We start from the raw sequence: 19,369 nt of genomic DNA on the forward strand, positions 1-19,369 counted from the left end.
GGGTGCTGCCGCGGGCCGGGAGGTTTCCGGCCGCGCTTGGACAGAGGTCATGGGGGCTCCGTTCCGGAGTGCGCGCACGCGAAGGGCGGGCGCGGGAAATGCGGGGGCGGCCTCGACCGGCAGCGTGACCGGCAGGCGGCCATGACGAACCGGCCGTCTCACAGCGGGACGGCGAGCCGCGCCGAAGGCGGGCGGGCACGGTCAGCGGCCCTGGGCGGAACGTCCGGCGTGTGGGATGCCGAGGCGTCGTGGGTGGGAACGTCTGGTGTGAGCGCTGCCGGGGCGTTGTGGGCGGCACGTCATGTGCGCGCTGCCGAGGTGCCGGGGCGGAACGTTCCGGTGGGTACGAGATCGCGGGCGGGCGCCCGTTACCGAGGCGGCCCCCGCCGGCACAACGTCCAGGCCAGCACGGGCGGGACGGCGACGTCGCCGGGAGCCGCGGGGACGAGCCCGGGGCGTGGCGCAGGGGTCGGCGCAAGGCGGGTGGTCAGCCGGTCCCACAGGCCGCGCAGCGAGCAGGCCAGCAGGGACGCCAGCGCCAGCAGCGCCGTCTCGCCGCGCCGCAACCACCACGCCGACACCGCCGCGACCAGCACGTGGGCCAACACCATGCCGGTCCCGGGGCCGAGCTCGGTCCCGGTGTGGAGGCCGCCCCCATGATGGCCGGGGAAGGCGGCAGCGCCCGAGCCGAAGAGGTGGTGCATGCCGTACTGCGCGGCGAAGGAGGCGGCGAGCAGGGTGCCCAGTGACCGCTGCCGCCGGGCGAGAACGTACGCGCCCGCACCCGTCACCAGGGTCGCGGCGACGACGGTCACCAGGCGGGCGTCCGGGCCTCCGGCCAGCACGTGCATGCCCAGCGCGGCGAACACGCAGACCACCGCGAACACCGCCGCCCGCAGCCCGCGCAGGCCGGCCCGGCCGGCCCGCGCGGTGTCCCTGCTGCCGGTGCCGCTTCCTTTCTGGTCGGCGTTCAAACGCGATCACCGCTCACACGAGGAGATACGGCGGCCGCCCGGCAACGGTTCAGCACCCAGGAGGCGCCCGTCAGGGTGTCACGACCGCCAGGTCTCCCGAGTCGCTGTTCAGTTCGATCGTCCGCCGGGCCGAGGGGACGCTCGGCGCCTTGATGTCCTTGTCGCCGTTGTCCGTCCGGGCCACGATGTTGTACGGCCCCCGCGGCACCAGGCCGGCCTCAGGGGCGCTGGTCGCGTGCGCGTGGCCCCTTCAGCGGTTCCAGGAACGCTGGAGGGCGTCCCGGAACCTGCGGCCCGGGGGCGGCGGCACCCCGTCGTCCGGGGAACCGTTCCCGCGGGGGAGGGCGGGCAGCTCGGCGGGTACGAGCACGGCGGCCTCCTCCTCGGTGACCGGCCGCTCGATCTCGCTGTACGCACCGTCGTGGCCGCGTACGATGACCCCGGTCTCCACACCGTGCGTGACGGTGTGCTGGTCGCGCGCCAGCAGCCCGAGGGCGATCCGCCGGGTGATCACGTAGCCCAGCACGGGCGCGGCGACGACGGCGACGCGGAAGATCCACGTCGTGGCGTTCAGCGAGATGTGGAACGTCGAGGCGATCAGGTCGTTGCCGCCGGCCAGCCAGAGCACGCCGTAGTAGGCGATCCCGGCGACGCCGAGGCCGGCGCGTACGGGCACGTCCCTCGGCCGGTCGAGAAGGTGGTGCACGGCGTGGTCGCGGGTGATCCACCGTTCCAGGAACGGGTAGAGCGCCAGCGCGGTGAACAGCAGTCCCGGCGCCACCAGGGCCGGGATGAGCACGCCCATGGTCACCGTGTGCCCGAGCACGGTGAACTCCCACGGCGGCATGATGCGCAGCGCGCCCTCCAGGAAGCCCATGTACCAGTCGGGCTGCGAGCCCGCGCTGATCGTGCTCGGCAGGTACGGCCCGTACAACCAGATGGGGTTGATCTGGAACAGCGTCGCCAGCAGCGTGATGACCGCCAGCACCCACAGGAAGAACACCGTCGTCTTGGCCAGGAACGTGGGGAAGAAGGGGGCGCCGCGCACCACCCGGTCGGTCAACCCTTTCGCCCTGAACTGCGTGTGCGTCTGCCGCCAGGTCAGCACCACCGCGTGCAGCGGGATGAGCAGGAGCAGCAGCGCGGGGATCAGCAGGACGTGGAGGCTGTACAGGCGGGGGATGATGTCCCCTCCGGGGAACTCGCCGCCGAACAGGAACATCGCGAGGTACGTGCCCACCAGCGGCACCGAGATCGTGACCCCGTGCAGAATGCGCAGTCCGGCACCCGACAGCAGGTCGTCGGGGAGCGAGTAGCCGAACAGCCCGTTCAGCATCACCAGCCCGAACAGGGCCACGCCGATCAGCCAGTTCAGGTCGCGCGGCTTGCGGAAGGCGCCGGTGAAGAAGTTGCGCAGCATGTGGACGACGATGGCGGCGAGGAAGATCAGCGTGCCCCAATGGTGCATCTGCCGCATCAGCAGGCCGCCCCGCACCTCGAAGCTGATCTCCAGGGTGGAGGCGTACGCCTCGCTCATCGCGACGCCCTGCAGCGGCACGTACGAACCGTCGTAGATCACCTCCTGCATGCTCGGTTTGAAGAAGAACGTGAGGAAGACGCCGGTGAGGAGCACGACCACGAACGCGTACAGGGCGATCTCGCCGAGCAGGAACGTCCAGTGGTCAGGGAAGATCTTCCGCATCGCCTTCTTCAGGAAACCGGCCCCGCCGATCCGGTCGTCGAGTGCTCCCGCCAAAGAGCTGGCCTTCATCCTCAACCCGCCTATGTCATGGTTAGCCCGTTACCTAACAAGACGGGACAGGCGCGGAGGATGTGACACCGGGCGGCCTCAGGCGAAGCGTTCGACCGTGACGGGGACCGGCCCCAGCGCGCGGACCGCCTGCCGGTGGTGGTCACGTAGTAGTCCACCCCTTCGGTGATCCTCGGCGGCCGGTCACGGTCGCAACACCGTCCCGCGCGGCGGCTCGCCGGTGAGCCGCCGCATGGGCCCCGCCCGTTCTGGGCAGGTAGGGCATCTGGCAGCGAAACCCCTATCCGTCAGGCACGGAGGCATCAGTGATGCGGAACGGCCGGACCGGCACCACCCACGGCGGCACCCTCACAGCGGCACTGCTCCTGATCGCCGGATGCACGGCGGGCGGCGGCTCGCAGGCCCCGGACGGGGCACGGCCACCGGAGGCCAGGCTGTCGATCACCCCCGCCGACGGCGCGGAGCGGGTCGCCCCGGACACCGGGGTCAGCGTCAAGGTCACGGGCGGCGATGTTGTCGCGCTGACCGTGGCCGACGCCAAGGGACGCGAGGTACGGGGCTCCGTGGGCGCCGACGGCACGTGGCGTCCCCGCTGGTCGCTGCGGCCTTCGACCCGGTACACGGTCAACGCACGGGCCACGGGCGCCGACGGCAGGCCGGTCACCGGCACGACCACGTTCACCACGCTGAAGCCGGAGCGTGTGCTGAAGAGCGGCATGTCGCCCCTGGACGGCGAGACGGTGGGGGTCGGGATGCCCGTGCAACTGCTGCTGTCCCGGCCGGTGACGGGCGGGAAGCACCGGGCCGCGGTCGAGCGGTCGCTGGAGGTGCGGATGTCCCAGCCGGTCGAGGGGGCGTGGAGCTGGGTGAGCGACCGTGAGGTGCAGTTCAGGCCGCGCGAGTACTGGCCGGTGGGGGAGCAGGTGACGGTGGTGGCGCATCTTGCGGGCGTACGGGCGGGCGACGGCCTGTGGGGCTCCAAGGATCGCCGGCTGACGTTCACCGTCGGGCCCGAGCACGTCACCAAGGTCAGCGCGGAGGCGCACAAGGCGGTGGTGCGGAAGAACGGCGACGTCGTCAAGACCATGCCGGTCAGCCTGGGCAAGCCGGGCGACGACAGCTACTCGGGCGTCATGATCGCCCAGGAGAAGGCACCGGAGATCGTCATGGACTCGGCCACCGTCGGCAAGCCGGGCGAATACCGCATCCGCACGAAGTGGAACGTGCGCATGACCTACAGCGGCACGTTCTTTCACGCCGCGCCCTGGTCGACCGGTGAGCAGGGCAGCCGCAACGTCAGCCACGGCTGCGTGAACGCGAGCCCGGAGAACGCCCGCTGGTTCTACGAGTTCACCCAGCGGGGCGACATCATCGAGGTCACCGGCACGTCCAGGAAGCTGAGGTTCGGCAACGGGCCGACGCCGTGGGCGAAGTCGTGGGAGGACTGGCTGGCCGGCAGCGCGCTCGGCACCCCGGTCAACGGCTGACGCCCGCGCGTCAGCGCACCCGGAGGCGCGGACCGGCAGGAGGACGCCACCGTCGCAGGACGAGTTCCTCGTGTTTCTCTAGACCCCCGGGCAGGGGGCCATGCCGGGCACGGGATGCTCGGCCCTGACGTGCGCCTGCGGGATGTAGCCCCATCCGCGGTTGGCCCACGACTCGTCGGCCATGGTGCGGTACCAGTGCCCGTCGTCCGCCTCGACGACGCACAGGAAGATGCCGGGGCCCTCGCGGTCCAGCCGTCCCACCTTCGTGGTGGCCGCGCCCGGCCCCGCGTGCACCGTTCCTCCGGCGTTCTGGCAGGCGAAGCCCTTCTCCCAGGTGACCCCGAGGTCAGGGTCGTCGACCGGCGGCTTGATGTAGGTGCGGGGGTCGGCTCTCCAGCACGCGGGCGGCGTGCCAGGGGACACGGGCACGAGGACCAGGCAGCCGGTCACGACGACGGCGGCCAGCGAGGCGGCCGCGACCCGCAGCGGCCCGCGCACCCACCGTGACGGCCCGGCCAGCAGCAGGCCGGCGTGCACGGCCAGCACCGCAGCGAGCGCGCCCCACACCCATGGGTTGTGCAGGTTGCTGGTGGCGAGATTGCCCGCCACACCGGTCACGGCCGGGAAGAGCAGGCTCAGGGCGACCTTGAACGTCCTGCCCCGCGGGGCCGGATCCTGCTCGGCGCCGTGCACGCGGTCCCACGCGGTGCGCCACAGGGCCTGTTCCTGGGCGATCTCCTCGTCGGAGCGGCCCCGTACGAGCAGGCAGGCGCGTACGATCTGCTCGGACGTGCGGCGGTCGGGGATGTCCGTGCGACCCTCACCCAGCACGTCGTCGATCGTGTGGGCGGCGAGGCCGGGCACCGCCGCGGCGAGCTCGGCGTCGCCGGGAGCTCCCGCCCAGGCCCGCAGCGCCCGCAGGCCGGCGACGTAGCCGTCCCGGGTCATGGCCGCGTCGGGCCGGGGAGGGAAGAGGAGCGCGCCGTCCTGTGCCACTGGTCACCGCCATCGAAGCGTACGATCCGCAGTCACGCAGCGTACCCGTTCGGATGCGCAGAGGCGCGGTGTTTTTCCGGGGTGTTCGCCCGGCGATGCCCTGGCGTCCGGTCTCGGGTGGACAAACCTCCACACTTGACGAGATAGGGGACAATTCATCCGATGACACTTTGCCCCTCGTCTGATGGAGCTAGGAGCAGGCAATGCAGATCGTACGGTTCACCAGCCCTCTGACCGGTGCGGACGCGGTCGGGATCGACAACGGTGAACAGGTAGTGGAACTGCCCGGGATCACCACCGTCGGCCAACTGCTCCGGCACCCGTCCGCCGGCATCCGTGCGCTGTGCGAGGACGCCGACGGTCCCCGGCACGCCCCGGCCGACGTACGGCTCCTGCCTCCGGTGGACGGGCGGATGGAGGTGTGGGCCGCCGGCGTGACCTACCGGCGCTCGCGCGAGGCCAGGGTCGTGGAGAGCGAGCGGGCCGCCGACGTGTACGAACTGGTCTACGACGCGGAAAGACCCGAGCTCTTCTTCAAGTCCGCGGCCTGGAAGGTCTCCGGGCACGGCGGACGCATCGCGGCGCGCGACGACTCGGAGATCGACGTGCCGGAGCCCGAGCTCGGCCTGGTGCTCAACGCCGCAGGGGAGATCGCCGGCTACACGGTGGTCGACGACGTGAGCTCGCGCACCATCGAGGGCGTCAACCCGCTCTACCTGCCGCAGGCCAAGATCTATCTGGGCGCGTGCGCGGTGGGCCCCGGGATCAGGCCCGCGTGGGAGGTCGCCGACCCGTACGCGCTGGACATCACGCTCACCATCGCCAGGGGCGGCGAGACGGTGTGGGACGGCAAGGCGAACACCTCGCAGCTCAACCGGCGCCTCGACGACCTGGCCTCCTACCTGTTCCGCGCCGACGTCTTCCCCGACGGCGCGGTGCTGGCCACCGGCACCTGCCTCGTCCCCGACCTGCCGTTCACGCTCCAGGACGGTGACACGGTGACCATCACCATCTCCGACGTCGGCACGCTGACCACCAGCGTGGTCAGGGGCCTGGACGCCATGCGCTGACGAGCACTCGCGACGGGTCACCCGCGACAGCAGCAGGCCCACGGTGGCGGGCGGGGACGTCCGCCACCGGGCGGTGATCAGTGTCGGTAGGTCCGGACATAGTCGAACCCGGCCACGGCGCCGGCCGTGTTCATCGAGAACAGGCCGATCCTGAGCGGGTCCTTCGCCGGGAGGGTCCAGACACCGTTGCGCACCCAGTGCTCGCCGTCCCCGCTCGTCGCGGCGCGCACCTCGCTCTCGTCGTTCGCGGTGTCATGGTGGTACGACAACCGCAACCACATCGTCTCCGCGGCGGGCCCGCCGAACATCGCGCCGTTGGCGTCGGAGACCGGCGGCGTGGTCGTCGGCCGCTCGCCCTCCTTGGCGAACTCGCTCGTCCGCAGCACCGCCCCGTCCCCCCTGGACAGCGGGAGCGCGGAGTGCGCCAGCTTGAAGTAGCGGTCGTCGTTCTCGTACAGCAGGATGCCGGCCTGCTGGTTGCCCTGCGCCGGCGCGAACCTCAGCTTCGCCTCCACCGTGTAGTCGCCCTCCGGCGCGTCCCTGAGCAGTACCGACGCGGTGTTGGTGTCCCGGAACAGCTCGGCGTTCTGGGTGGACCAGGACAGCACGCCGCCGGACAGTCCTCATCCGGCGGTGCCCTCCTTCTCGAAGGAGCTCAGCGTGGGGTCGTAGTCGAGGGCGCCGATGTCGTACATCGGGGTCATCCAGTGGTAGAAGTTGTCGCCGCGCTCGCGCAGCAGGTCGTACAGGCGGCGCATCATGCGACGGCGGACCGCGGCCAGCTCCTGGTGGGTGTAGCGGTTGCTCAGCTCGTGCGGGTCGGCGTGCAGGTCGTACAGCTCATTGACCGACTCCGGGTTGACGATCAGCTTGTAGCGGTCGTCGCGGATCATCCGCTGCGGGTAGGGGAAGTGGTGGCCGTGGAACTCGGCGAGCAGCTCGCCAGGCCACTCGGGCTGCTCGCCACGGACGATCGGCGCCAGGCTGCGGCTGTCCACGGCCGGCTTGGTGTCGCACCCGGCCAGTTCCAGGATTGTCGCCGTGCAGTCGGTGAGCGAGACGAACTCGTTCCTGACCTGCGGCTGCTCGCCGGGAATCCGGACGATGCCGGGGATGCGGTAGATGTCCTCGTACATCGCCGGGCCCTTGTCGTGCAGCCGGTGCGCGCCCGTGAACTCGCCGTGGTCGGCCGTGAAGAACACCGCGGTCTGATCGGTGAGCCCCAGATCGTCCATCCGGTCGAGGATGCGGCCGATCTGCTCGTCGATCAGCGTGACGTAACCCCAGTAGACCGCGATCAGCTTGCGGGTGACCTCGATCGGGATCGTGTCGAACGTCCAGTGCGCGCTGTAGTTGCGCTGCACCGGCGGCTTGCCCTCGAACGTCTCCGCGATCGACGGCGGCAGCTCCACCAGGCTCGGGTCGTACATGTCGAAGTACTCGTCAGGCAGCAGGTACGGCAGGTGCGGCCCGAAGAAGTGCGTGGCCAGGAAGAACGGCCGCCCGTCGGCGGCGTAGCGCTCCATGTGCTCGATCGCCCGGGTCGCCAGGTAGTGCTCGAACGTCGCCTCCACCGGCTGGTGCAGCCGCGCCGCCAGCAGGTTGCCCCGGTTGCCGTTGGGCGTGGTGCCCCGGATCAGGTCCGATATCCGGTACGGCGGCAACCCCCGCTCCTCCAGGTAGGCCAGGTAGTCGGGATGGTCGACCGGGTTGTGCCAGCCCGGCAGGTCGGGCCCGTCGAAGCCGTAGGAGGCGGCGTTGCGGCTCGTGCCGCCGTGCCACTTGCCGATCAGCCCGAGTTGGTAGCCGCGCTCCTTCAGCGCCTCGGGGAAGGTGAACGCGTCCTCGCGCAGGTCCTCCAGGTAGCCGACGTTGCGCTCGTAGTTGGCCAGCAGCCGGTGCCGGAACGGCGCCTGCCCGGTGAGCAGGCTCGCCCGTGCCGGCGTGCAGATGGCCGTCGGCGTGTAGAACCGGTCGAACCGCGTGCCGGTCGCGGCCAGCCGGTCCAGGTTGGGCGTGGCCACGTGCGGGTTGCCGTAACAGCCCAGGGTGTCGACGCGGTGCTGGTCGGTCATCAGGAACAGCAGGTTCACTTTTGGTAGGCCTCCGTGTAGAGGTCGCCGGTGTAGTAGGTCGCGGGGTCCGGGCGCGACTTCAGCTGGCCGGTGCTGACGAAGAAGTCGCCCAGGCTGTTCAGCCACTTGGCGACCGTGCCGTCCTTGGTCTTGGCGACCAGGTCGGAGGTGCTCATGACCTGTACGTTCGCCGCGTCGGCCGTGACCTTGGCCTCGTCGAGCTTGAGCAGCGCGGTCGCCTCGGTGACCGACTCCTTGGGATGCGCGGCCCGCCAGTCGTTGGCCTCCTGCAGCACCTTGATCACCTTGCGGGTGACCTCCTTGTCCACGCCGGTGCCGCCGACGAACGCGGTCGGGAACGAACTGTCGGGGAACTCCTTGGTGCTGGCCAGCTCCACCATGCCCGGCACCTTCTGCTTGATCGTGTCGATCAGCGGGTACCAGATGCCGGCGCCGTCGATCTGCCCGGCCGAGAACGCCGAGACGACCGTGGCCGGGTCCATGGGGATCTTCTGGATGTCCTTGGCGGTCATGCCCGCCTTCGTCAGGGCCAGGTTGAGCACCATGTCGCCGGACGTGCCCTCGGGCACGCCGACCTTCTTGCCCTTGAGGTCCTGCATGGTCCTGACGCCCGGCCGCCCGATGACGCGGTCGGCGTACGCGAGCGTGTTGACCGCCACGACCTTGGCCTTGCCGGTGGCGGGCAGCCACATGGCGCCCGGGCCGATGTAGCCGAAGTCGAGGTCGCCGGCGCCGAGCGCCTGGATCTGCAGGGGCCCGTTGGTGAAGACCTTGATGTCGGGAGTGAGGCCCTGCTTGTCCCACAGGCCCTGCTTGTCGGCGATGGCGAGCAGGCTCGCGCCGTTGTAGTCGCTGATGTAGCCGAACCTGACCGTGGAGCCGTCGTCGGAGCACGCGGTCACGGAGAGTGTCAGCAGGCTCACCGCCGAGGCGGCCGTCAGGGCGCGGCGAAGAGAACGCATGGCGGATCAGTCCTTTCCTGGTGGTGACAGCGGGGTCCGGAGGGGTCAGGCCGGGGCCTGGTGGTAGACGGCGTGCCAGACCTCGTTGCGGATCCGTCCGAACTCGGGCGACAGCCGCATCTCCTCCGTCCTGGGGTACGGCAGGTCCACGTCGATGATCTGCTGGATGCGGCCGGGCCTCGCAGCCATGACGATGACCCTCCTGGCCAGGTAGACGGCCTCGTCCACGTCGTGGGTGATGAACATGACCGTGCGCTGCTCCTGGCTCCAGGTGTCCAACAGCTGGTCCTGCAGTTGCACCCTGGTCAGTGCGTCGAGCGCGCCGAACGGCTCGTCCATGAGCAGCACCTGCGGGTTCACCGCGTACGCGCGGGCGATAGCGCAGCGCTGCTTCATGCCGCCGGACAACGTCTTGGGCAGCGCGTCGGCGAAGTCGGACAACCCGACCAGCTCGATCGCCCGCTCGGCCCGCCGCCGTCGTTCCCCGGCCGGGAGGTCGGTCAGCTTCAGCCCGAACTCGACGTTCTTGCGCACCGTCAGCCACGGGAACAGCGCGTACTGCTGGAAGATCACCCCACGGTCGGGTCCGGGACCGGCGACGGGCACGCCGTCGACGAGCACCCCGCCCGAGGTCGGCTCGACGAGCCCGGCGGCCATGCTCATCAGCGTGCTCTTGCCGCAGCCGGAGGGTCCCACGACGGTGACGAACTCGCGGTCGGCGATGTCCAGCGACACCCGGTCGAGCGCGGTGAACGTGCCGTCCTTGACCGGGTAGGTCTTGGCCACGTCGGTGAAAGAGATCTTGGCGTTCATCGGCGCTCCTGCCAGCCGGTGAGGCGCCGCTCGGCGAGCAGCAGCAGCCGGTCCATCAGCAGGCCCAGCAGGCCGATCGCGATCAGCCCCACGAAGATGGTGGACAGGTCGTAGTAGAGCTGGGCCTGCTGCATGCGGAAGCCGAGGCCCTCCTGGGCCGCGATCAGTTCGGCGGCGACCAGCGTGCCCCAGGCCGAGCCCAGCCCGACCCGCATCCCGACCAGGATGAACGGCGTGGACGCCGGCACCACGACCTTGAGGAAGATGGTCCGGTCGGAGGCGCCGAGCACGCGGGCCGCGTTGATCAGCGTCTTGTCCACGTCCACCACGCCCTGGAACGTCGCCACGACGCTGGACAGGAACGACGCCAGGAAGATCACGAAGACCTTCGGCACCTCGCCGATGCCCATGAGCACGATCGCCAGCGGGATGATCGCCAGTGGCGGGATGGTGCGGAAGAACTGCACGTACGGCTCCAGCAGGCCGCGCGCGGTGGCGTACCAGCCCATGAGGAAGCCGATCGGGACGGCCAGGAAAGTGCCGAGCAGAAAGCCCAGCAGCACCCTGCGCAGGCTGGCGAGGGCGTCGTCCAGCAGCGTGCCGTCGGCGATCAGCTCGCCCGCCTTGGCCGCCACCTGCAGCGGGCCGGGCAGGCCCTGCACGCCGATCGACGCCAGCAACGTCCAGATGATCAGGCCGAGGACGACCGCGAGCAGATTGAGCGCGATGGCGCGCCGGGGGCGTCCGGGACCGCGCCGCGCGGCCGGGGCCGCCGGCGACTTGCCCAGCGCGGTGAGCTGTGTCACGAGCCCACCTCCGCCGCTTCGGTGTGGTGAGGTGTCATTGGGGCTCCTTCGCGAGATCCGGGCCGGCCGGATAACGAGAAAGCAGTGGGGACTCGTGCAGCACCAGGGCGATGCCGCCGAGGGCGCCGGCGACCTCGCCGAGGGTGGCGCGGCGCAGGCTGACCCGGTGCCGGGACACGGGCATGACGTGGGCGCGCAGTGCCCGCTCGATCGGGTCGGTCAGCGCCGTCCCGGTCTCCGCCAGCTCGCCGCCGACCACGATCACGCTGGGGCCGATCGCGTTGCACAGGGCGGCGAGCACGCCGCCGACGTGGGCGCCCACGCCGTCCAGCACGGTCAGCGCCGCCGCGTCGCCCGCCCTGGCCGCCTTGGCAAGCTCGGGCACGCCTGCCGCGTGGCCGGAGTGCCCTCCGGCCGCGCGGTAGGCGTCGAGGACGGCCCTGATCGATGCGACGGTCTCCAGGCAGCCGGCGCCGCCGCAGTCGCAGCGGGCGCCGTTTTGGTCGACGGTGATGTGGCCGAACTCGCCGGACAGGCCGTACGCGCCGCGGTGCAGCGATCCGCCGACCACCAGCCCGCCGCCGACGCCGTGGGACAACCGCAGGTACAGCACGTCGCGTACGCCGGCCGCGGCGCCCCAGATCGCCTCGCCCAGAGCGGCGAGCCTGGTGTTGTTGTCCAGCAGCACGGGCACGCCGAACCGCTCGCGCAGCAGCACTTGCGCCGGGTGCGGACCGTCCGTTCCTTTCCCGGAGTCGTCGTCGGGGTCGCCGACCGGGCCGACCACGCCGACGCCGATCGCGCTGAGCGCTCCCAGGTTGAGCGTGCCGCCGGTGAGGGAGCCGACGAGCCGGGCTGCCAGCTCGGCCCGCTGCTCCCACGGCAGGTTGGCGTCGTGGGGTTCGCTGGCCGAGCCGACGATCTCGTGCGCCAGGTTGACGGCCGCGACGTGCAGCCCGCGACGGGCGAAGTCGATGCCGATCGCCTGGCCGGCCTCCGGGTTGAGGGTCAGGGTCTCGGCCGGCCTGCCGCGTCCGCGCGGCGCCTCACGCCGGCTCGCGGTGACGACCGCGCCGGCGGCCACGAGCTCGGCGAGGATGTCGTACAGGGTGGTGCGGGACAGCCCGCAGCGCCTGCCCAGCTCGCCGCGGCTGAGCGGGCCGTGCTTGCGCAGCAGCCCGAGCACGAGCTCCTCGTGCCCGCGCCGGAGCTGTGACAGGGGGCCACCGGGTTGTGACATACGGCCGAGTCTGCCCAGCCACCGTCTTTTTCGTCAATAACCCGGAAAAATCAATCTTGGTCCCCGATCACCTTTCTGAGCTGGGAAGGCAGGCACGAAAGAGTTCGAGGGCGAACTATAACGTTCACGTAACGGCCCCAGGCGCTGCGTGATCGCGACGGGCGGCCGTCACGAGTCGCTCAGCCACACGTCCGCCAGCCGCTTGCCCTGGTAGATCGGGCTGTCGTACAGGTCGCGCACCCGCTCGCTGTAGACCGAGTAGTCGAACTTCTGGATCGGGTAGTGGACCTGGCGGATCACCGTCTCCATCCGGATCTGCATCTGCGTGTAGATCTCGTTGCGCTTGTCGTCGTCGAGCTCGGTGCGAGAGCGGTCGAGCAGTTCGTACAGCTCCTTGTCGTCGACCTGGGTGTAGTTCTCCAGCGAGTCGGGCTCGAAGTCCCGCCAGACCTGGTCGGGCAGGTGCACACCGCGCAGCGCCTTGGCCACCGCGAAGTCGTGGGTGCGCCGACGGTCGATGCCCGTGCTCGGGTCGACCATCTCCAGCTCCATCTTGATGCCGACCTTGGCGAGGTCGTCCTGCATCCACTGCGCCTCGCGCACGTCCTCGTCGTCCACGCGCTGCACCATGAGCTTGGTGCTGAACCCGTTGGGCAGCCCGGCCTGCGCGAGCAGCTTCTTGGCGTTCTGCGGACTGTACGGCCTGAGCTTCAACACCTCCTCCTTGGTCAGCGCCGCGGTGGAGATGTCCGGCCTGACCAGGGAGGTCAGGTTGTAGCGGCCCCGGATGTTCTGACCCATGCCGTCCCAGTCGATGGCCTCCATGAAGGCCTGCCGGACCTTCGGATCGTCGAACGGCTCCCTCTCGGGGTTGATGAAGACGCTGACCGGGGCGCCCGGGGTCTCGTTGACGGTGAAGCCCTTGTCGTCGAGGCTCCTGGCCACGTTGACGTCGCTGGTGGTGCCGACGTCGAGGCGTCCGCTGCGCAGCGCGGCGGTGACGGCGGCGATGTCACTCATGATCGGGCGCCGGATCTCGTCGAGGTACGGCCTGCCCTTGATGTAGTAGTCGGGGTTCTTCTTGAACACCCACTCGACGTTCGGGGTGTGCTTGTCCAGCATGAACGGGCCGGTGCCGATCGCCTGCTTCTGCATGTCGAACTCGCCCTCGAGGCCCTCCCTGGGCAAGATCATGTTGAAGTGGTAGGCGAGGTAGTCCAGCAGCGGGCTGTAGGCGTGCTTCAGCTTGAACACCACGGTGTGGTCGTCCGGCGCCTCGATGCTCTCGACCGGTTCGATCATCCACTTGTGGACCTCGGTCGTCTTCTGCAGCGCCTCGAACGTGGCCACCACGTCGTCGGAGGTGAAGGGCCGTCCGTTGACCGGGGGGAGGTTGTGCCAGCGCACGTCCTCGCGCAGCTTGAAGGTGTAGGTCCTGCCGTCCTTGGAGATCTTCCACGACTCGGCCAGGTCGGGCACGATCTCCAGCGACGTGACGTCCGGCCCGGTCTTGTACTCCACCAGCTTCTCGTAGACGACGCCCGAGATGAGCCCCATCGTGGACGGGTCGCTGGTGGTCATCGGGTTGAGGCCCTCGTCGATCTCCGTGGGGAGCTGCAGCACGAGGGAGCCGCCCGGCCTGGGGTCGCCGGCCGGGGCGGCGTTGCCGCTCGCCTCGCCGTCGTCACCGCCGCCGCAGGCGGACAGGAGCAGCGCCGCGATGAGTGCCGCCGCGCCCAGTCGCGTACGGCGTATCACGCGGGCCTCCGGGGAGAAACGGCGATCGTCGCGCGGGTCGATGGGAGGTTCGCCTCGCCGGCAGCCTCGCCGGTCGGGGCGTACCGTCCTTTCCGTGCGTGTTCCATGTTCCTGCCTCCACTTGATCAGCGCGCCTCAGCGCGGTGGCTCCGAGGGACGGGGGGCTCCACCGGCCGCCCCGCCGGTGGATACGTTCTGCTCGGTCGCACGGACCAGGCTCGGGGCCAGCCGGGACAGCATGCGGCGCCCCCACCAGAGCCCGGTGACCCGGTCGGTGGCCGACCGGTGCAGGCGGGGGTCGAGATGGTCGCGCAGGGCGTCGCCGAGCAGGTTGAAGCTGAACACGGCGATCGACAGGGCGACGGAGGGCACGATGATCAGCCAGGGGGCGCGTTCCACGTAGCGCACCCCTTCGGAGAGCATCAGGCCCCATGACGGGGTGGGCGGTGGCGCGCCGATGCCGAGGAAGCTCAGCGCCGACTCCGCGATGATCACGCCGGCGAAGATGAGGCTGCCCAGGGTCAGCACCGACGCCAGCATGTTGGGCAGCACGTGCAGGGCCAGGATGCGCGGCGCGCGTGCTCCGGTCGCCCTCGCGGCCTCGACGTACGGCTCCTGGCGGACCCGCAGGGTCTCGGCGCGGGCGATGCGGTTGAACGACGGGGTGATGACCACGGTCAGCGCGATGATCGTGTTGCGCACCGACGGGCCCAGAACCACCGCGATGAACAGCAGCAGCACGATCCCGGGGACGGCCTGCACCGCGTCCATCACCCGCTGCACCACCAGGTCCAGCCCCCGGCCGAAATAGCCGGAGGTCACGCCGATCATGGTGCCGAGCACCAGGCTGACACCGGTGGTCGTGACGCCGACGATCAACGAGGTCCGTGCGCCGTGGATCGTCCGGCTCAGCACGTCGCGGCCCAGGTCGTCGGTGCCGAACGGGTAGGTGCCCGAGGGCGGCTCCAGGATGTCCCTGCGGAACTGCTCCAGCGGATCGAACGGTGAGATCCACGGAGCGAGCAGCGCCACCAGCACGAAGAAGCAGATCAGCAGCAGCGCGGCGGCGCCCAGCGGCTGCGAGCGCATGAAGACGCGCAGTGCCTTCAGCCCGCGCCGGAGCGCGGCTCCGCGCGGCGGCCGGGGCGCGGGAGAGACCGGGCGCGTCCCGGTCAAGGTCAGCTTCTCGGTCACGACAGCGCCTTCCCGGTCCGGATCCGCGGATCGACCAGCGCGTACAGCAGGTCGATCAGGATGATCGTGATGACGAACAGGGCCGCGTAGAAGATCGTGCAGGCCACCACCACCGGATAGTCCCGGTCGAGCACCGCCTGGTAGATGAGCTGTCCGGTGCCGGGGAGCCCGAACATGCGCTCGATGATCACCGTTCCGCCGAGCACGGTGGCCAGTTCCAGGCCGAGCAGCGTCAGCACCGCGATCGTCGAGTTGCGCAGCGAGTGCTTGAGCACCACGGTGCGCTCCCGCACGCCCTTGGCGCGCACGGTGCGGATGTAGTCGGAGCCCAGCGACTCCAGCATCGACGAGCGGGTCAGCCGGGCGACCGCGGCCATCCCTCCGGTGCCCAGGGCGAACACCGGGATCGCCATCTGCTGGGCCCAGCTGGTGAAGTCCTCGGTCGGCTGGGCGTACACCAGCGGCGGGGACCAGGCGAACCAGAGCGCGAACGCGGTCAGCAGCAGCAGGGCGATGACGAAGTTCGGGACCGACAGGAACGCCACCGCGAACACCCGCAGCGCGCTGTCCGTGACCGAGCCGCGGGTGACGGCGGCGATGATCCCGACCGTCAGGCCGAGCGCCGTGCCGACCAGCATCGCGAGCAGACCGAGCTGCACGGTCACCGGGACCCGCGCCAGGAACAGGTCGATGACCGGCTCCTTGTTGTAGAAGGAGGTGCCGAGATCTCCCTGGACGGCGCCGGCGAGCCATTCCCCCAACTGCACCCACACCGGGTCGTCCAGGCCGAACTCGCCGCGCAGCGCGTCGGCCGCCTCCTTGCTGACGCCGGTGTCCTGCAACTGCAGGCTCACCGCGTCGCCGGGCACCAGCCGCATGATCACGAACACGAAGACCGTGACCAGGCACATGACCACCACGCCGTACCCCAGCCTGCGCAGCGTGTAGCCGATCATCGTGCGCTCGCCTCCCGCCCGGCGTCGAACAGGTGACAGGCCGCGGCCCTTCCGTCCGCGACGCCGTGCAGGGCGGGCGCCTCCTCCCGGCACCGCTGCATCGCCTTCGGGCAGCGCGGATGGAACCGGCACCCGGGCGGGGGACTGCTCGGGCTGGCGGGCTCGCCGCGCGGCACCGCCCGTCGCGCCCGCCCGTCGGCCCGTTCGGGCGCGAACTCGGGCAGGGCGGAGACCAGCATCCCGGTGTACGGGTGACGCGGGTCGGCGAACAACGTGTCACCGTCGCCGCGCTCCACGATCTGCCCGAGGTACATGACGCAGACCTCGTCGGCCATGTACCGCACCACGTTGAGGTCGTGCGCGATGAACAGGTAGGACAGCCCGAGCTCGGACTGCAGCCGCTTGAGCAGGTTCAGCATCTGGGCCTGCACCGAGACGTCGAGCGCAGAGACGGCCTCGTCGCACACGATGAGGTCGGGGTCGGTGGCCAGCGCCCTCGCGATGCCGATGCGCTGCGCCTGCCCGCCGGAGAACTGGTGGGAGAATCTGTACAGGTCGGACGAGCGCAGCCCGACCCGCTCCAGTAGCTCCACCACGCGGTCCACCCGGGCGGAGCCCTTGGCGATGCGGTGCACGGCGAGCGGCTCCCCGACCGCGTCCAGCACCCGCATGCGCGGGTTCAGCGAGCCGAGCGGGTCCTGGAAGACGATCTGCATCCGGCGCCGCAGCGCCTGCATCTGGCCCCGCGAGGCGCGCAGCAGGTCGACGCCGTCGAAGGTCACCTGCCCCGAGGTGGGATCGAGCAGGCGCAGGGCCAGCCGGGCCACCGTCGACTTGCCCGACCCCGACTCGCCCACCAGCCCCACCGTGCGGCCGCGCGGGATCCGCAGCGAGACGCCGTTGACCGCCTGGACCACCGTGCCCCGCGACCGGAACCGCTTGACCAGGTCACGCGCCTCGAACAGCGGCGCCTCCGTCGTGGGCGCGTCAGGCGACATGGTGCACCTCGCCGGCCGTCGTGGGCGAGGCCTGCGGCGCGCCCTCGTGCAGCCAGCACCGGCTGGCCCGGCCCGGCTCCAGCCCGTACAACGGGGGTTCAGCCTCCGAGCAGCGCTCCAGCGCCGACGGGCAGCGCGGATGGAACCGGCAGCCGGAAGGCGCCTCCGCCGGTGTCGGCACGCTGCCCGCGATGGCCGGCATGGGCCGGTCGCGCGGGGTGGCCGGCGTCGGGATCGAGTCGATCAGAGCCCGCGTGTACGGGTTGCGCGGCGAGCGCAGCACCTCCGCCACCGGGCCATGCTCCACCACCCGCCCGGCGTACATCACCACGACCCGGTCGGCCGTCTCCGCGACCACTGCCATGTCGTGCGTGATGAGCAGCAGCGCCGTGCCGTGCTCGCGCTGCATGGTACGCAGCAGCTCCAGGATCTGCGCCTCGACGGTCACGTCCAGCGCCGTGGTGGGCTCGTCGGCGATGAGCAGCGCCGGCTCACCCGTCAGGGCGATCGCCACCATGACCCGCTGCTGCTGCCCGCCGGACAACTCGTGCGGATAGGCACGTACGCGCCGCTCCGGATCCGGGAGCCCGACCTCCCGCAACAACTCCACGGCGCGTGCCCTGGCGGCCCTGCGCGACATGGGCCGGTGCGCCCGCAACGCCTCGACCAGCTGGTCGCCGACCGTGAACAGCGGGTCCAGCGAGCTCATCGGGTTCTGGAAGATCATGGCGAGCTCGGAGCCGCGCAGTTGCCGCAGCCGCTCGGGCCCGGCTCCCACGAGCTCCTCGTCCCGCAGCAGCACCGAGCCCGCCGAGATGTTGCCCGAGCCGAGCAGCCCCAGCAGCGCGAGCGACGACACGCTCTTGCCGGAACCCGACTCACCGACCACCGCGACCGTCTCACCGGCCGAGACCGTGAACGACACGCCGGCGACGGCGTTCACCGGTCCGGCTGGAGTGGGGAAACGGACATAGAGATCTTTCACTTCGAGCAGCGGTGGGGACGGCACCGTCGTCGCTCCTTCGTCATCGGGGAGTTGCTAGGGAGGGGGCGGCCCGCGTGGTCAGAAAGGGTCCGGCGGCGCGCGGCAGATCGCCGCGACCTCATCGGGTGCGACTCTTGTCACGCCACTATGCGCTGGCCGGTATCGGCCCGCCACCGCCCTTTCGCCCTGCGAAAAGATTTCACCGGGGGCCGTGACACGGTTGCCGTGACCGGCGCGGACCGGCTCATCGGGGCGGGTCGACGCCCAGGAAGCGGTAGGCGTTGTGCCACGTGATGTCGGCCAGGGCGGCCTCGGGCAGGTCGAGGGAGCGCAGCGTGCGCCCGGCCGGGTCCTCGCGCTCCATGGCGGGGAAGTCGGAGCCGACGAGCAGCCGGTCGTGCCCGAGCAGGTCGATGAGATAGCGCAGGGCGCGGCGGTCGAAGACCATCGAGTCGTAGTAGAAGCGGCGGGCGTGGTCGAGCGGCGACGGGCCCTCGGTGTGCGCGATCGCGCGTTCGGGGACGGGCGGCTCCTCGTTCCAGGTGCCGCTCCAGAAGTACTGCGCGCGGGGGAGCACGAGCGGGAAACCGCCCGCGGCGTGGCTGAAGGAGACACGCAGGTCCGGGCAGGCCGCGGCGGTGCCGCCGGTGATCAGCGACGCGGCGGCCAGCGCGCCCTCCAGGCCCACGACGTACGTGCCCATGGCCGAGCGGGGCAGCCGGTCGGTGGGGGCGGGCATGGCGTGCACGAAGATCGGCAGGTCGAGCCGTTCGGCCTCGGCGAAGAACGGCAGGAAACGTTCGTCGCCGATGGAGGCGCCCAGGACGTTGGAGGCGATCTCCACGCCGTGCAGGCCCGCCTCGCGTACCGCCTTGAGCTCGGTGGCGGCGGCGTCCGGGTCCTGCATCGGCACCATGCCGAAGCCGATGAGCCGCCGGGGGTCGGCGGCGCACAGCGTGGCGGTGAACTCGTTGACGTGCCGGGCCAGCGACAGCCCGTCGGCCGGCGGCAGGTCGTAGCGGAGCAGCGGCGGCATGGGCGTGAGCACCTCGGCGCTGACACCGGAGGCGTCCATCGCCTCGACGCGGCGCTCGGCGTCGAAGAACACCTCGCGGGCGCGGAACCGGGTGGCGCCGAACACCAGCAGGCGCGCGGTGTCGCCGTCGATCGGCTCCATGCGCGGGAAACATCCGGGGGCGTCGGCCGGGTAGTCGCGGGGCAGCAGGTGGGCGTGGGCGTCGACAAGCATGGCGAACCTCAGAG

Annotated in this window: 18 protein-coding genes; 2 read left to right on the top strand and 16 right to left on the bottom strand. The window is 70.8% G+C overall.

Going from position 1 to position 19,369, the window contains the following annotated elements:
- Nucleotides 1–368: 368 nt before the first annotated feature.
- The 3 genes from E1267_RS17970 to qcrB all read right to left on the bottom strand — a co-directional run bounded on the left by E1267_RS17970 (nucleotide 369) and on the right by qcrB (nucleotide 2,745).
- Complete coding sequence (locus E1267_RS17970) at nucleotides 369–974, bottom strand: hypothetical protein (RefSeq protein ID WP_132333728.1); 606 nt, start codon at nucleotides 972–974, stop codon at nucleotides 369–371.
- Nucleotides 975–1,044: 70 nt separating this feature from the next.
- Entirely contained in the window at nucleotides 1,045–1,182 is a 138-nt protein-coding gene (locus tag E1267_RS44390; protein WP_165959664.1) for a hypothetical protein, read from the bottom strand.
- Between the two features lie 42 nt (nucleotides 1,183–1,224).
- Entirely contained in the window at nucleotides 1,225–2,745 is a 1,521-nt protein-coding gene (qcrB, locus tag E1267_RS17975) for a cytochrome bc1 complex cytochrome b subunit (RefSeq protein WP_132333729.1), read from the bottom strand.
- A gap of 308 nt (nucleotides 2,746–3,053) precedes the next feature.
- Between qcrB and E1267_RS17980 the strand changes: the two genes are divergently transcribed.
- Nucleotides 3,054–4,232 carry a L,D-transpeptidase gene (locus tag E1267_RS17980; RefSeq protein WP_132333730.1) on the top strand — a complete coding sequence of 393 codons (1,179 nt, stop codon included), beginning with the start codon at nucleotides 3,054–3,056 and terminating at the stop codon, nucleotides 4,230–4,232.
- 78 nt (nucleotides 4,233–4,310) lie between these two features.
- Here the strand turns inward: E1267_RS17980 and E1267_RS17985 are convergent, their stop codons facing one another.
- Nucleotides 4,311–5,228, bottom strand: a complete 918-nt coding sequence (locus tag E1267_RS17985; RefSeq protein WP_132333731.1) for a hypothetical protein — start codon at nucleotides 5,226–5,228, stop codon at nucleotides 4,311–4,313.
- Between the two features lie 203 nt (nucleotides 5,229–5,431).
- Between E1267_RS17985 and E1267_RS17990 the strand changes: the two genes are divergently transcribed.
- Entirely contained in the window at nucleotides 5,432–6,298 is an 867-nt protein-coding gene (locus E1267_RS17990; protein ID WP_132333732.1) for a fumarylacetoacetate hydrolase family protein, read from the top strand.
- A gap of 77 nt (nucleotides 6,299–6,375) precedes the next feature.
- Here the strand turns inward: E1267_RS17990 and E1267_RS17995 are convergent, their stop codons facing one another.
- The 12 genes from E1267_RS17995 to E1267_RS18045 form a co-directional block, all read right to left on the bottom strand.
- Nucleotides 6,376–6,906 (bottom strand): DUF1349 domain-containing protein, encoded by a 531-nt coding sequence (locus E1267_RS17995; protein WP_220449538.1) that lies wholly within the window; start codon nucleotides 6,904–6,906, stop codon nucleotides 6,376–6,378.
- A gap of 15 nt (nucleotides 6,907–6,921) precedes the next feature.
- A complete protein-coding gene (locus E1267_RS18000; protein WP_132333733.1) occupies nucleotides 6,922–8,391 on the bottom strand; it encodes a sulfatase family protein in 1,470 nt (489 codons plus the stop codon).
- Nucleotides 8,388–9,356: an aliphatic sulfonate ABC transporter substrate-binding protein gene (locus E1267_RS18005; RefSeq protein ID WP_132333734.1), complete on the bottom strand. Its 969-nt coding sequence runs from the start codon at nucleotides 9,354–9,356 to the stop codon at nucleotides 8,388–8,390. The genes E1267_RS18000 and E1267_RS18005 overlap by 4 nt, the downstream gene beginning before the upstream one ends.
- Before the next feature lie 45 nt (nucleotides 9,357–9,401).
- Complete coding sequence (locus tag E1267_RS18010; protein ID WP_132333735.1) at nucleotides 9,402–10,169, bottom strand: ABC transporter ATP-binding protein; 768 nt, start codon at nucleotides 10,167–10,169, stop codon at nucleotides 9,402–9,404.
- Nucleotides 10,166–10,975 (bottom strand): ABC transporter permease, encoded by an 810-nt coding sequence (locus tag E1267_RS18015; protein WP_246063986.1) that lies wholly within the window; start codon nucleotides 10,973–10,975, stop codon nucleotides 10,166–10,168. The genes E1267_RS18010 and E1267_RS18015 overlap by 4 nt, the downstream gene beginning before the upstream one ends.
- Before the next feature lie 34 nt (nucleotides 10,976–11,009).
- On the bottom strand, nucleotides 11,010–12,215 hold the full coding sequence (locus E1267_RS18020; protein WP_132333736.1) for an ROK family transcriptional regulator: 1,206 nt from the start codon (nucleotides 12,213–12,215) through the stop codon (nucleotides 11,010–11,012).
- A 168-nt stretch (nucleotides 12,216–12,383) separates the two neighbouring features.
- Nucleotides 12,384–13,973 (bottom strand): ABC transporter substrate-binding protein, encoded by a 1,590-nt coding sequence (locus E1267_RS18025; RefSeq protein WP_132333737.1) that lies wholly within the window; start codon nucleotides 13,971–13,973, stop codon nucleotides 12,384–12,386.
- A 135-nt stretch (nucleotides 13,974–14,108) separates the two neighbouring features.
- Nucleotides 14,109–15,167 (bottom strand): ABC transporter permease, encoded by a 1,059-nt coding sequence (locus E1267_RS18030; RefSeq protein ID WP_220449539.1) that lies wholly within the window; start codon nucleotides 15,165–15,167, stop codon nucleotides 14,109–14,111.
- Nucleotides 15,164–16,123, bottom strand: a complete 960-nt coding sequence (locus E1267_RS18035) for an ABC transporter permease (RefSeq protein ID WP_132333738.1) — start codon at nucleotides 16,121–16,123, stop codon at nucleotides 15,164–15,166. Before E1267_RS18035 ends, E1267_RS18030 begins: the two co-directional genes overlap by 4 nt.
- Nucleotides 16,120–17,121, bottom strand: a complete 1,002-nt coding sequence (locus tag E1267_RS44395; RefSeq protein ID WP_165959665.1) for an ABC transporter ATP-binding protein — start codon at nucleotides 17,119–17,121, stop codon at nucleotides 16,120–16,122. Before E1267_RS44395 ends, E1267_RS18035 begins: the two co-directional genes overlap by 4 nt.
- Nucleotides 17,111–18,130 carry an ABC transporter ATP-binding protein gene (locus E1267_RS44400; RefSeq protein WP_181957816.1) on the bottom strand — a complete coding sequence of 340 codons (1,020 nt, stop codon included), beginning with the start codon at nucleotides 18,128–18,130 and terminating at the stop codon, nucleotides 17,111–17,113. Before E1267_RS44400 ends, E1267_RS44395 begins: the two co-directional genes overlap by 11 nt.
- 220 nt (nucleotides 18,131–18,350) lie before the next feature.
- Nucleotides 18,351–19,355 carry an amidohydrolase family protein gene (locus tag E1267_RS18045; RefSeq protein WP_132333739.1) on the bottom strand — a complete coding sequence of 335 codons (1,005 nt, stop codon included), beginning with the start codon at nucleotides 19,353–19,355 and terminating at the stop codon, nucleotides 18,351–18,353.
- Between the last annotated feature and the right edge of the window lie 14 nt (nucleotides 19,356–19,369).

This window comes from Nonomuraea longispora, from assembly GCF_004348345.1.
Taxonomy (GTDB): domain Bacteria; phylum Actinomycetota; class Actinomycetes; order Streptosporangiales; family Streptosporangiaceae; genus Nonomuraea; species Nonomuraea longispora.